The organism is Cupriavidus taiwanensis (assembly GCF_900250115.1).
In the GTDB taxonomy this organism is placed as follows: domain Bacteria; phylum Pseudomonadota; class Gammaproteobacteria; order Burkholderiales; family Burkholderiaceae; genus Cupriavidus; species Cupriavidus taiwanensis_B.
The window spans coordinates 902,994-915,865 of sequence record NZ_LT984803.1; the positions used below are offsets into that span (position 1 = coordinate 902,994).

General features: G+C 68.3%; 13 protein-coding genes. 6 read left to right on the forward strand and 7 right to left on the reverse strand.

Annotation, left to right across the window (positions count from 1 at the left end; genetic code table 11):
- Positions 1-60: 60 nt before the first annotated feature.
- Positions 61-537, reverse strand: a complete 477-nt coding sequence (locus CBM2586_RS04405) for a MarR family winged helix-turn-helix transcriptional regulator (protein WP_115662727.1) — start codon at positions 535-537, stop codon at positions 61-63.
- 204 nt (positions 538-741) lie between these two features.
- Here CBM2586_RS04405 and CBM2586_RS04410 point away from each other — a divergent pair, with 204 nt between their 5' ends.
- The 4 genes from CBM2586_RS04410 to CBM2586_RS04425 are packed head-to-tail and all read left to right on the forward strand — an operon-like array spanning position 742 to position 3,962.
- A complete protein-coding gene (locus CBM2586_RS04410) occupies positions 742-1,629 on the forward strand; it encodes a DMT family transporter (RefSeq protein WP_115663802.1) in 888 nt (295 codons plus the stop codon).
- 54 nt (positions 1,630-1,683) lie between these two features.
- Positions 1,684-2,472, forward strand: a complete 789-nt coding sequence (locus tag CBM2586_RS04415; protein ID WP_115662726.1) for an SDR family oxidoreductase — start codon at positions 1,684-1,686, stop codon at positions 2,470-2,472.
- 54 nt (positions 2,473-2,526) lie between these two features.
- Positions 2,527-2,934 (forward strand): methylglyoxal synthase, encoded by a 408-nt coding sequence (locus CBM2586_RS04420; protein ID WP_115662725.1) that lies wholly within the window; start codon positions 2,527-2,529, stop codon positions 2,932-2,934.
- A gap of 50 nt (positions 2,935-2,984) precedes the next feature.
- Positions 2,985-3,962, forward strand: a complete 978-nt coding sequence (locus CBM2586_RS04425) for a quinone oxidoreductase family protein (RefSeq protein WP_115662724.1) — start codon at positions 2,985-2,987, stop codon at positions 3,960-3,962.
- A 69-nt stretch (positions 3,963-4,031) separates the two neighbouring features.
- Here the strand turns inward: CBM2586_RS04425 and CBM2586_RS04430 are convergent, their stop codons facing one another.
- The 6 genes from CBM2586_RS04430 to CBM2586_RS04455 form a co-directional block, all read right to left on the reverse strand.
- The gene (locus CBM2586_RS04430; protein ID WP_115662723.1) at positions 4,032-4,325 is read right to left on the reverse strand and encodes a YkvA family protein; all 294 of its coding nucleotides are present in this window, start codon (positions 4,323-4,325) and stop codon (positions 4,032-4,034) included.
- Between the two features lie 100 nt (positions 4,326-4,425).
- Positions 4,426-5,571, reverse strand: a complete 1,146-nt coding sequence (locus tag CBM2586_RS04435; RefSeq protein ID WP_115686920.1) for a BMP family ABC transporter substrate-binding protein — start codon at positions 5,569-5,571, stop codon at positions 4,426-4,428.
- Between the two features lie 53 nt (positions 5,572-5,624).
- Complete coding sequence (locus tag CBM2586_RS04440) at positions 5,625-6,545, reverse strand: ABC transporter permease (RefSeq protein ID WP_115662721.1); 921 nt, start codon at positions 6,543-6,545, stop codon at positions 5,625-5,627.
- A gap of 18 nt (positions 6,546-6,563) precedes the next feature.
- Complete coding sequence (locus tag CBM2586_RS04445; RefSeq protein WP_115686921.1) at positions 6,564-7,673, reverse strand: ABC transporter permease; 1,110 nt, start codon at positions 7,671-7,673, stop codon at positions 6,564-6,566.
- Positions 7,666-9,228, reverse strand: coding sequence for an ABC transporter ATP-binding protein (locus CBM2586_RS04450; RefSeq protein WP_115686922.1), 1,563 nt, complete (start codon positions 9,226-9,228; stop codon positions 7,666-7,668). The genes CBM2586_RS04445 and CBM2586_RS04450 overlap by 8 nt, the downstream gene beginning before the upstream one ends.
- A 373-nt stretch (positions 9,229-9,601) precedes the next feature.
- The gene (locus CBM2586_RS04455) at positions 9,602-10,528 is read right to left on the reverse strand and encodes a pirin family protein (RefSeq protein ID WP_115686923.1); all 927 of its coding nucleotides are present in this window, start codon (positions 10,526-10,528) and stop codon (positions 9,602-9,604) included.
- 670 nt (positions 10,529-11,198) lie between these two features.
- Between CBM2586_RS04455 and CBM2586_RS04460 the strand changes: the two genes are divergently transcribed.
- On the forward strand, positions 11,199-11,915 hold the full coding sequence (locus CBM2586_RS04460) for an ABC transporter permease (protein ID WP_115662717.1): 717 nt from the start codon (positions 11,199-11,201) through the stop codon (positions 11,913-11,915).
- 27 nt (positions 11,916-11,942) lie between these two features.
- A complete protein-coding gene (locus tag CBM2586_RS04465; RefSeq protein ID WP_115686924.1) occupies positions 11,943-12,872 on the forward strand; it encodes a glycine betaine ABC transporter substrate-binding protein in 930 nt (309 codons plus the stop codon).

The following is a 12,872-nucleotide window of genomic DNA, read 5'->3' on the forward strand; positions in this document are numbered from 1 at the left end:
CCCTCTCCCGCTTGCGGGAGAGGGTTGGGGAGAGGGAGACAACCCTCGATATCTGCGGCCCTAGGGCCCATTCCCTTCGTCGATCTCGCTCATCTTGCGCAGCAGGTAAGTCACCGCCACGCGCTCGGCCGGATTGAGGCTGCCGAAGGTCTGCTCCGAGATTTCCTTGGCGAACGGCACGGTCTCGTCGATCAGGGCCAGCCCGGCCGGCGTGACCGTCACCACCACCTTGCGTCGGTCGTTGGGATCGTGCGAGACCGCGATCAGCTTGCGCGACTTGAGCCGGTCGATGATGCCGCGCACCGTGGCCTGGTCGATCGCGGTGGCGCGCACCACCTCGTTCATCGAACACGGCTGCCGGTCGCGCACCGCGCACAGCACCACGAACTGCGCCGCGGTCAGCTGCGAATCGGGGATGGTCTGCTGGAAGATCGCCACATGGCGCTGGTAGGCGCGCCGCAGCAGGTGGCCCACCTGCTCGGTGAAGTCATAGTCGGCGGCGGGCTTGCCGGAAGGCGTGGCGGCGGGCTGGGGCACGAAACAGGTGCGGTGGCTGGAGTGTGACCCAGAGTATACCGAGGAAGCCCCGGAACAGGGGGGCGCGCGGCCGGGGCGGCGTCCGATGCCCTCGCGCCTTTTCGAATACAATCGTCGGGTCGTTTTGCGGGGCCGCCGTGCCGGCCCGCTTTCCCCGTATTCTTCGTGCCCACCTCCCAGAAGTCTCTCGCCGTGCCCGCCGCGCTGCCGTCGCCGCAGCGCTCGGGGCTCGTCATCGCCGCCGTGGGCGCGGTGCTGTTCTCGGCCAAGGCGATCGTCGCCAAGCTGATGTACCGCTACCACGTCGATGCGGTGATGGTGCTGACGCTGCGCATGCTGTTCGCGGTGCCGCTGTTCATGGCGATCGGCTGGTGGCAGTCGCGCCGGCTGGCGCCGCTGTCATGGGCGGACCGTGGCCAGGTGGTGTTTCTGGGTTTTATCGGCTACTACCTGTCCAGCTTCCTGGACTTCATCGGCCTGCAGTACATCACCGCCGGGCTGGAGCGGCTGATCCTGTTCCTGACGCCGTCGTTCGTGCTGCTGGCCACCGCGCTGGTATTCCGCCGGCCCATCGGCACGCGCCAGTGGCTGTCGCTGCTGCTGGCCTATGCCGGCATCGTGCTGGTGTTCGCGCATGACCTCGATGTCAGCGGCAGCCAGGTGTGGCTGGGGGGTGCATTGGTGCTGGGCAGCGCCATCACCTACGGCATCTACCTGATCCTGAGCGGCGAGCTGGTCCAGCGCATCGGTTCGCTGCGCCTGGTGGCGTATGCCATGTGCGTGTCGACCGCCTGCTGCGTGATCCAGTACCTGGTGCTTGGCCGGCCGCTGGCGGAGCTGGCGCAGCCGGCGCCGGTACTGTGGCTGTCGCTGGTCAATGCGGTGTTCTGTACCGTGCTGCCGGTGTCGCTGACCATGGTTGCGGTGGCGCGCATCGGCGCGCCGATGGCGTCGCAGGCCGGCATGATCGGGCCGGTGTCGACGCTGTTCCTCGCCTTCTGGCTGCTCGGCGAGCCTGTCAGCGGCGTGCAGCTGGCCGGTAGCGCGCTGGTGATGGGCGGCATGTATTTGCTGTCGGCAAGGAAAACCTGAATCGGGCCGGCCCGGAGACGGGCCGGTCACAGACAACAGACAAGGGAGAAACACATGGATCTGGGACTGCGCGGCAAGCATGCGCTGGTATGCGGCGCCAGCAAGGGCCTGGGCTTCGCCTGCGCCGATGCGCTGGCGGCCGAGGGCGTCGACGTGGTGATCGTGGCGCGCGGCGCCGAGGCGCTGGAAAAGGCCGCGGCCGACCTGCGCGCGCGCCATGGCCGCCGCGTGATCGCGGTGGCGACCGACATCACCACGCCCGAGGGCCGCAAGGCGGCGCTCGCCGCCGCCGCCAAGCTCGGCGAGCTCGACATCCTGGTCAACAACGCCGGCGGCCCCCCGCCGGGCAATTTCCGCGACTGGGAGCGCAGCGACTGGCTGGCCGCGCTCGACGCCAACATGCTGACCCCGATCGAGCTGATCAAGGCCACCGTCGACGGCATGATCGCGCGCAAGTGGGGCCGCATCATCAATATCACCAGCGGCGCGGTCAAGGCGCCGATCGATGTGCTGGGCCTGTCCAATGGCGCGCGCTCCGGCCTGACCGGCTTCGTTGCCGGCGTCGCGCGCGAAGTGGCGCAGCACGGCGTCACCATCAACAACCTGCTGCCGGGCCCGTTCAATACCGACCGCCTGTTCAAGACCATGGAGGGCGGCGCGAAGAAGGCCGGCCTGAGCATCGAGGAAGTGGCGCAGCGCCGCGCCGCGGCCAACCCGTCGCGCCGCTTCGGCGAGCCCGCCGAGTTCGGTGCCACCTGCGCCTTCCTGTGCAGCCGCCATGCCGGCTACATCACCGGACAGAACATCCTGCTCGACGGCGGCGCCTTTCCCGGCACGTTCTGATCCGCAGTGTCCTGACCTTACCCGTACCCCGCAAAAGGAAGAAAGGAAGCCCTGATGACCCGGCCCTCTATGCCGCGTATAGCGCTGATCGCCCATGACCACAAGAAGGACGACATCGTCGCCTTCGCCGCACGCCATCGCGACTTCCTGTCGCAGTGCGAACTGCTTGCCACCGGCACCACCGGCGGGCGCCTGATCGACGAAGTCGGCCTGGACGTCACCCGCATGCTGTCGGGCCCGTGGGGCGGCGACCTGCAGATCGGCGCGCAGCTGGCCGAAGGCCGCGTCAACGCCGTGGTGTTCCTGCGCGACCCGATGACACCGCAGCCGCACGAACCCGATATCAACGCACTGGTGCGCGCCTGCGACGTGCACAACGTGCCGTGCGCCACCAACGTGGCCAGCGCCGAGTTGCTGCTGGCGGGGCTTGCGCGCGAGAACGGCGCGGCGCAGGCCGGCTGAAGTTCCCCACATCCCCGATCGATGCCTCACCAAAACAAGGAGCGACGCAGATGAGCAAAGCCATCCGGATCGAGCAGACCGGCGGTCCCGAAGTCATGCAGTGGGTCGATGTACAGGTGGGCGATCCCGGCCCCGGCGAAGTGCGCGTGCGCCACGAGGCAGTGGGCCTGAACTATATCGATGTCTATTTCCGCACCGGGCTGTACAAGCAGCCGCTGCCGGGCGGGCTCGGCATGGAAGGCGCCGGCGTGGTCGAGGCGGTGGGCGAGGGCGTGCGCCACGTTGCCGTGGGCGACCGCGTGGCCTATGCCGGCCGTCCCACCGGCGCCTATGCGCAGGTGCGGGTGATGCCGGCCGACATCGTGGTGCGGCTGCCCGACGCGATCCCGTTCGACACCGCCGCGGCGATGATGCTGCAGGGGCTGACGGCGCAGTACCTGATCCGCGACAGCTACCCGGTGCAGCCGGGAGACACCGTGCTGCTGCACGCGGCCGCGGGCGGCGTCGGCCTGATCGCGTGCCAGTGGCTGAAGGCGCTGGGCGTGACCGTGATCGGCACCGTCGGCAGCGACGAGAAGGCCGAACTGGCGCGCGCCAACGGCTGTGCCCACACCATCGTCTATACGCGCGAGTCGTTCGTCGAGCGGGTCAGGGAGATCACCAACGGCAAGGGCGTGCCGGCGGTCTATGATTCGATCGGCGCCGATACCTTCCGCGGCTCGCTCGACTGCCTGGCGCCGCGCGGCACCATGGTCAGCTTCGGCAACGCCTCCGGGCCGGTGCCGCCGTTCGACCTGTCGGTGCTGGGCAACAAGGGCTCGCTGCGGCTGACGCGGCCGACGCTGATGACCTACGTGGTGCACCGCGAACTGCTCGAGCCGATGGTGGCCGACCTGTTCGACGCCGTCACCACCGGCAAGGTCAAGATCGACATCCGCCAGCGCTACGCGCTGTCCGAGGTGGCGCAGGCGCACCGCGACCTGGAAGCGCGCAAGACCACCGGCTCGACCATCCTGCTGCCGCACTGATACCGGTTCGGCGCGGCCATGAAAAATCCCCGGGACAGCGCGTGTCCCGGGGATTTTCTGTTGGCGGCGTCAGTGCGGCCGCACCGTGGTCGCCGTGGCGCGCGCCTGCGCCTGGCGCAGGATATGCGGCGGCAGGCGCTTCAGGATCAGGTGCACCGCCAGCGGGATCAGCACCACGTCGTCGATGATGCCGAGGCCCGCGACCACGTCAGGCACCAGGTCGACCGGCGAGATCGCGTAGAGCAGCAGGCCGATGGCGGCTGGCTTGAGCCACGCCGGCGCGTCCGGATGGCGCAGCGCGTACCAGAACAGGCGGCCGTCGCGGCGAACCAGCGTCCACAGGGCCGAAAAACGCTTCAACATGAGAGGCCTCCTTCACATGGCGGGCGCCTGACACTGGCGCATACGCAGAGAGGTTGGGCCGGTCCCGCGGGCTTCAAGTTCCGGAGGTGCGCGCCGATGCTCAACCCGGAATCTTTCCTTCCACGCCCTCGACATAGAACTTCACGCCGTGCAGGAATTTGTCGTCCGCGACCTGGTCCTTGGCCAGCTGCTCCTTGCCGGTGTTGTCCTTGATCGGGCCCTTCCAGATTGGTGCGGTGCCGTCGATGATGCCCTTCTTGCGCTCGTCGACCAGTGCCTTGACCCCAGCCGGCACCTCGGCGTTGTAGCTCTTCAGGTCGATCATGCCTTCCTTCAGGCCCCACCACGTGGTGCTGTTCTTCCACTGCTGGTTCAGCACGTCTTCGACCACCTTGTTGTAGTACACGCCCCACGAGATCACCGACGCGGCCAGGTGGGCCTTGTCGCCGAACTTGGTCATGTCGCTGTCCCAGCCGAAGGCATGCACGCCTTTCTCCTGCGCGGTCTGCACCACGGCGGCGGAGTCAGTGTTCTGCATCAGCATGTCGACGCCCTGGCCGATCAGCGTGGTCGCGGCTTCGCGTTCCTTGCCCGGATCGAACCACTTGTTGACCCACACCACCTTGACCGTCGCGTTCGGGTTGACGCTGCGCGCGCCCAGCGTGAACGAGTCGATATTGCGGATCACCTCGGGGATCGGCACCGACGCGACCACGCCCATCTTGCCGGTCTTGCTCATCTTGCCGGCGACCACGCCCGCCAGGTAGGCGCCCTCATAGGTGCGCACGTCATACTGGGCCAGGTTATCGGCGGTCTTGAAGCCGGTGGCGTGCTCGAACTTCACGTCCGGGAATTCCTTCGCCACCTTGAGCATCGACTCCATGTAGCCGAAGGTGGTGCCGAAGATCAGCTTGTTGCCCTGGCTGGCGAGGTCGCGGAACACGCGCTCGGCGTCGGCGGCGGACTCGGGCACGTTCTCGACGAAGGTGGTCTTGACCTTGTTGCCGAACTTCTCTTCGACCGCCTTGCGGCCGTTGTCATGCGCAAAGGTCCAGCCGGCGTCGCCGACCGGGCCGATATAGACGAAGGCGACCTTGAGCGGCTCGGCCGCCTGCCCGGCAGCGGGCGCGGAAGCGGCGCCGGAGGGTTCGGCGGGCTTGTCGGCCTCTTTCTTGCCGCAGCCTGCCAGGGCCAGCACGGCGGTGGCGGCCAGCGCCGCCAGGGTCTTCCTGCGCGTGACGATCATGATTTCTCCTTGTGTGAATCGTTGATGGCTCGGGATTTCCGTCAGAAAAACGATCAGGCGTTGCCGGGGCGGAACGGCTTGCCCAGCGACGCCGGCATGTTCAGGCGTATCCACGCCGGATTGCGCGAGATCAGCGCCAGCACCACGATGGTGGCGGCGTAGGGCAGCATCGACAGGAACTGCGACGGCACCGACACGCCCACGCCCTGCAGGTAGAACTGCAGGATGGTGACGGCGCCGAACAGCCACGCGCCCACCAGCACGCGGCCCGGCCGCCATGTCGCAAAGGTGGTCAGCGCCAGCGCGATCCAGCCCCGGCCCGCCACCAGGTTCTCGACCCACATCGGGGTGTAGACCAGCGACAGGTAGGCGCCCGCCAGCCCGCAGCAGGCACCGCCGAACAGCAGCGCGCCGAAGCGGATGGTGCGCACGGGGTAGCCCAGCGCATGCGCCGACTCGGGCGATTCGCCGATCGCGCGCAGCGTCAGCCCGGCGCGCGTGCGGAACAGGAACCACATGATGGCGCAGCACAGCAGCAGGCTGAAATACACCATCCAGTGATGCTGGAAGAAGGCCGGCCCGATAAAGGGCAGGTCGGCCAGGCCAGGCACGGCCTTGGCCTGCGCCGGCATGGCGAAGCCGACGAAGCGCTGGCCCATGAAGGCTGACAGCCCGGTGCCGAAGATCGACAGCGCCAGCCCGGTAGCCACCTGGTTGGTGGCCAGCACCAGCGCCAGCCACGAGAACAGCGTGGCCATCAGCATGCCCGCCAGCGCGCCGGCGGCAAAGCCGAGCAGCGGCGACTGGGTCTGGTAGCCCACCATGAAGCCGGCCACCGCGGCGACCAGCATCATGCCTTCGGCGCCCAGGTTGAGCACGCCCGAGCGTTCGTTGATCAGCAGGCCCAGCGCCGCCAGCAGCAGCGGCGTGCCGGCGTTGATGGCGGTGGCGATGAGGGGAGCGAGTTGTTCCATGGTCTTGGTGGGCTCCGCTCAGGCCGTGGTGGCGCGCCAGCGCAGGCGGTTGTCGATCAGCGTGTCGCACGCCAGCAAAAAGAACAGCAGCATGCCCTGGAACACCCAGCCGATGGCCGAAGGCAGGCCCAGCCGCGACTGCGCCATTTCTCCGCCGATATAGAACAACGACATCATGATGCCGCCGAACACGGTGCCGACCGGATGCAGCCGGCCGATAAAGGCGACGATGATGGCGGTGAAGCCATAGCCCGGCGAGATCGACGGCAGCAGCTGGCCGATCGGGCCGACCACTTCGAACGCGCCGGCCAGTCCCGCGGTGGCGCCCGAGATCAGCAGCGCACTCCACAGCGCGCTGCGCGCCGAAAAGCCCGCATAGCGCGCCGCGGCCGGCGCGGTGCCGCCCACCTGCAGCCGGTAGCCGGCAAAGCTGCGGAACACGAACACCGTCATCACCGCCACCAGCACCAGCATCACCACAAAGCCGGCATGCAGCCGCGAGCCCGACATCAGGTTGGGCAGCAGGTACTCGGACGAGAACACCTTCGATTGCGGGAAGTTCATGCCGTTGGGGTCCTTCAGCGGCCCGTTGACCACCCACAGCAGCAGCTGCTGCGCGATATAGGTCAGCATCAGCGAGACCAGGATCTCGTTGGCGTTGAAGCGGTCCTTGAGCAGCGCGGTGAGCGAAGCCCACGCCATGCCGCCGGCGATGCCGGCCAGCGACGCCAGCCCCAGCACCACGGTGCCGCTCATCGCTTGTCCCGGCACATCGAAATACAGCACCGCCGCGCCGGCGCAGATGCCGCCGGCAATCAGCTGGCCGTCGGCGCCGATATTCCACACGTTGGCGCGGTAGCACACCGACAGGCCCAGCGCGCACAGCACCAGCGGCACGGTCTTGAGCAGCACCTCGCCGATGGCGCGCCGGTCGCGCAGCGGATCGGCCAGAAACACCTTGAGCGCGGCCACGGGATCCTTGCCGAGCGCCAGGAACAGCAGCGCGCCGAACAGCAGCGTCAGCGCCAGCGCCAGCACCGGCGAGGCGTACGCCATCGCGCGCGAGGGCACGCCGCGCGGCGCCAGCGTCAGGGGAGAACGGGGCATCAGGGTGCGCACCTCAGCCATGGCTTGCCACCTCCGTGCCGGCATGGGCCGGGGCCGGGCCGCCTTGCCACAATCCGCTCATCCACAGCCCGACCTGCTCGCGCGTGGCGGTCTCGGCGGACACCGACGGCGACAGCCGCCCCTTGGCGATCACGTGGAGCCGGTCGCAAATCGCGAACAGCTCGTCGAGCTCTTCCGACACCACCAGGATGGCGCAGCCGGTGGCCTTCAGCGCCAGGATCTCGTTGTGGATCTGCGCCGCGGCGCCGACGTCTACGCCCCAGGTCGGTTGCGCCACGATCAGCACCTTCGGGCCGCTTTCGATCTCGCGCCCGACAATGAATTTCTGCAGGTTGCCGCCCGACAGGCTGCGCGCCAGCGCCTGCGGCCCGCTGGCCTTGACGCGGAAGCGGCCGATCACGGCCGACGCCAGCCCGCTGGCGGCGCCGGGCGAGATCATGCCTTGCCGGACATAGGGCGGGGTCTGGTGCGACAGCAGGATATTGGTGGCCAGGCTCATGCCCGGCACCGCGCCGCGGCCCAGGCGCTCTTCCGGCACGAAGGCCAGCCCGACGCGGCGGCGCTGGCGCGCATCGAGGCGGCCCGCCGGCTTGCCATCGAACTGCACCGAGGCGGCGTCGGCGCGCGTGTCCTCGCCGGACAGCGCCGCCAGCAACTCCTGCTGGCCGTTGCCCGAGACCCCGGCAATGCCGACGATCTCGCCCGCGTGCACATCGAGCGAAACCCCGCTCAGCTCGGTCGCGAACGCATGCGCGCGCGGCAGCGACAGGCCCTGCACGCTCAGGCGCACCGGGCCGCGCTGCGCGGCCACGCGCGCCTCGCGCGGCGGCTCGCCGCCGATCATCAGGCGCGACAGCGACGCCGCGGTTTCCTGGCGCGGATCGCACACGCCGGTGACCTTGCCCATGCGCATCACGGTGGCGTGATGGCACAGCGCGCGGATCTCGTCGAGCTTGTGGCTGATATAGAGGATGCTGGTGCCTTCGGCGGCCAGCTGGCGCAGCGTGACGAACAGCGTTTCCACGGCCTGCGGCGTCAGCACCGAAGTGGGCTCGTCCAGGATCAGCAGCTGCGGGCTGGCCAGCAGCGCACGCACGATCTCGACGCGCTGGCGCTCGCCGACCGACAGCGTGTGCACATGGCGGTTGGGCTCCAGCGGCAGGCCGTAGCGCTCGGCGGTGGCGCGGATGCGCTCGGCCAGCTGCTTCATGTTGCCCTGCTGCGCGGCGGGCAGGCCCAGCGCAATGTTTTCCGTGACGGTGAGCGTGTCGAACAGCGAGAAATGCTGGAACACCATGGCGATGCCCAGGTTGCGCGCGTCGTGCGGGCTGCCGATGCTGACCGGTGCCCCGTTGAAGTGCATCTCGCCGGCATCCGGACGGACCGCGCCGAAAATGATCTTCATCAGGGTGGACTTGCCGGCGCCGTTTTCGCCCAGCACGGCATGGATCTCGCCGGGTGCAACGCTGAGGCTGACGTCGTCGTTGGCGACGACGCCCGGGTAACGCTTGCTGATATGGGCCAGCGCCAGCCGGGGAGGGAGTTGTGATGTCACTGAGGCGGCTCGGGTTGTTGTTGTGGCAGCAACGGGGGATGCGTCAAAGCGCGGCAGTGCGTGGCGCAGCATCGCCGCGACGCATTGCAGCATTCATCATGAACGGGTGATGCTTGATATTTGCGACGAATTATATAAGTGTGCGGGGTCTGGAAGGCCCGAAACGGGCGAGTGTCCAGTCCCCGCAACGGTTGCAGGCAGGTTGCAAGTCGCATGCCGGCAACGGCACGAAAAAAACCGCCGCCTCCTGGTGGAGGCGGCGGCTTGTGGTTGCAGACGACGCCGGAACTGCGAGGGGATTCTTTCCTCTCCCGCCAGCAGGAGAGGGGAGCAAACCAGCCGAAGCACGGACGCCCCCGGGCTCCGGCCAGCGTCACGCCCCGGAACCCGCCGCGATCGTCGCAAAGCGCCCATCGCGGAAATCCGCCAGCGTCTGGTAGATCTGCTCTTGCGTGTTCATCACGAACGGGCCGTACTGCGCGATCGGCTCGTTCAGCGGGCGGCCGGCGATCAGCAGGAAGCGCGCGTCGGCGTCGGCCGTGACGATGACGCCGTCGGACTGGCCGGCGTTGTCCAGCACGCCCATGCGCTGCGCTTCGATCACGGCGCGATCGTCGCCTGCGCCCACCGAGACCTGGCCCCGGTACACGTAGATAAAGGCGTTGTGCCCGGCCGGCAGCGACTGCGCAAAGGCCTGGCCGGCCGGCAGGTCGACGTCCAGGTAGACCGGCTCGGTCACCGGCCGCGTGATCGCACCCGCCACGCCATGGCTCGCGCCGGCCAGAACGCGCACGGTGGCGCCATGCTCCAGCGCTACCGTCGGGATCTCGGCGGCGGGCAGGTCGCGGTACCACGGCGCCGTCATCTTGTCGGCGGCCGGCAGGTTCAGCCACAGCTGGAAGCCTTCCATGCGGCCGTCTTCCTGCTCGGGCATTTCCGAGTGCACCACGCCGGCGCCCGCCACCATCCATTGCGCGCCGCCGTTCTGCAGCAGGCCTTCGTTGCCGGCGCTGTCGCGATGGCGCATGCGTCCGGCCAGCATGTAGGTGATGGTCTCGAAGCCGCGATGCGGATGATCGGGGAAGCCGCCGATGTAATCGTCCTTGCTGTCGGTGCCGAAGGCATCGAGCATCAGGAACGGGTCGAGCCGGCGCTGCAGGTTCTGCGTCAGCACGCGCGTCAGCTTGACGCCGGCGCCGTCCGAAGTGGCGATGCCGCGCACCACGCGGTCGACGGTGCGCGAGCGCTGCACGCTTTCCGCGGCGGCGGCGGGAATGGTGGCGAGGGTACGGTTATCCATGTCTTGCTCCTGTGGGGAGGTCCGGCGCGGCTGATGGCTGGCCGGTCCGTCGTTTCAGCTACCTCGCCAATTTAGTGGTTTGGCCGGGAAAGAGTAGAGGGTGCCAGGGCAACAGATTGTTCCGCTCATGCGGCAAATTGATCCATGGCGGACCAAATTCAGAACGATGGCCGACTGCCATGTGCGCTGCCCGCTGCCCCTAGCCCGGCTCGCAAAAACCCAGAAGATCGGCGGCAGATCCGCTCCGAAATCGCCGAAGGTGACAAGATCGATGAAGATCGCTATAATAGCGCTCTCTTTGTCATCCGTTGATGCGAGAAGCAGGGTGGGGAAACTCCCGCCAGCCCTTGCCAGTCAACGGCCGATGGACCGGCGGCGCGTCGGAAAACTTCAATACTTGCGTTGCCACTGGCCAACCGCCCGCGATGTGCTTGCACCGCCGGTTGCGCCGCTTCAGGGAGTGCCGCCCAACGGCATCCCGTCAATCGCGATTCCCCGCCCACGGCGGACGAATCCACAGACCGTCCGCCGGCAATCGTGCCGGTCATGGCGGCAATGCAATCTGAACCGGGCCTGGTGGCGCCCCTTCTCCGCACGCACCAGCCCATATTGTTTTCCGTCGCCGGGAAGTGGCGTGCTGCGCGCTTTCCGGGGTTGGAAAGGGGAGAGTATGTCAAAGCAATCGGCACGGGCCATGGCCTGGGCAGGACTGACGCTTGCCGCGCTGGCCGCACTGGTGGCGTGGATCGGCGTCGATGTGATTCGCCAGTACCAGGAGCGCCTGCTCTACGACGTCGCCGACCACCTGCGGCTGGTGGTGCTGTCGATGGCGCTGGCGCTGGCCACCGGCATCCCGGCCGGCATCGCGCTGAGCCGCCCGTGCATGCGCCGCTGGGCCGACCGGCTGATGCAGGTCTTCAATGTCGGCAATACCGTGCCGTCGCTGGCGGTGCTGGCGCTGGCGCTGGCCGTGCTCGGCATCGGCGAGCGGCCCGCCATCCTGGCGCTGTGGCTGGCCTCGCTGCTGCCGATCGTGCGCAACACCTACGAGGGCCTGCGCAATGTCTCGCCCACGCTGCTCGAAGCGGCGCGCGGCATCGGCATGACCCCGGTGCAGCGCCTGGCGCGGGTGGAACTGCCCAACGCGCTGCCGGTGATGCTGGCCGGCATCCGCATCGCGCTGGTGATCAACGTCGGCACCGTGCCGCTGTCGTTTCTGATCGGCGCCAACAGCCTGGGCGAGCTGATCTTCCCGGGTATCTACCTGAACAACCAGCCGCTGCTGCTGCTGGGCGCCGCCGCCACCGCGCTGCTGGCGCTGGCGCTCGATGCACTGTTCGCCGCCGCCGGCCAGCTGTACCTGCGCCGCCGCGGCCTGGCGCGCTGAACCGGGGACACCGAAATGGAAAAACAGATGCAATACCTGCGCCGCCGCGCCCGCCGGGCGATGCTGCTGGTGGCGGCGGTCACCGCCTTCGCCGCCGGCCTGGCGCTGGCCACCGCGCCCGGGGCCCGGGCCGCGGGCGCGCCCGTCCGCGTGGGCGGCAAGAACTTCACCGAACAGCTGCTGCTGTCGTCGATGACCGCCAAGTACCTGCGCGCGAAGGGCTTCGACGCCGAGCTGACCGCCGGCCTGGGCAGCACGCTGATGCGCCAGGCCATGGAGAACGACCAGCTCGACGTGGTGTGGGACTACACCGGCACCGCGCTGATCGTGTTCAACAAGGTCGAGGAGAAGCTCGACGCGCAGGCAAGCTATGCGCGCGTCAAGCAGCTTGACGGCGCGCGCGGGCTGGTGTGGCTCGAGGCCTCGGGCATCAACAACACCTACGCGCTGGCGATGCCGAAGGAGCGCGCCGCCGCCAGCGGCGCGACTACGCTGTCGGCCTTTGCCGAGCAGATGCGCCGCGCCGACGCCAGCCATCCGTTTGCCGTCGACATGGAATTCGCCGCGCGCCCGGACGGGCTGGAGCCGCTCAAGGCGCTGTACCAGCTGCCGTTCTCGCGCCGCGACGTGATCCAGCTCGATCCGGGCCTGGTCTATACCGCGCTGAAGAACAACCAGGTCGAGCTGGGCCTGGTGTACGCTACCGACGGCCGCGTCAAGGGCTTCGACCTGGTGCTGCTCGAGGATGACCAGCATTTCTTCCCGCCGTACAACGCGGTGCCGGTGGTGCGCAAGCCCGTGCTGGACCGGCATCCGGAACTGGCGGGCCTGCTCAATGCGCTCGCGGCCAAGCTCGACAACCAGAGCATGACCGAGATGAACTACAAGGTGGACATCGGCCAGCAGCCGGTGGACAAGGTGGCGGAGGACTTCCTGCACGGCCACGGACTGATCTGA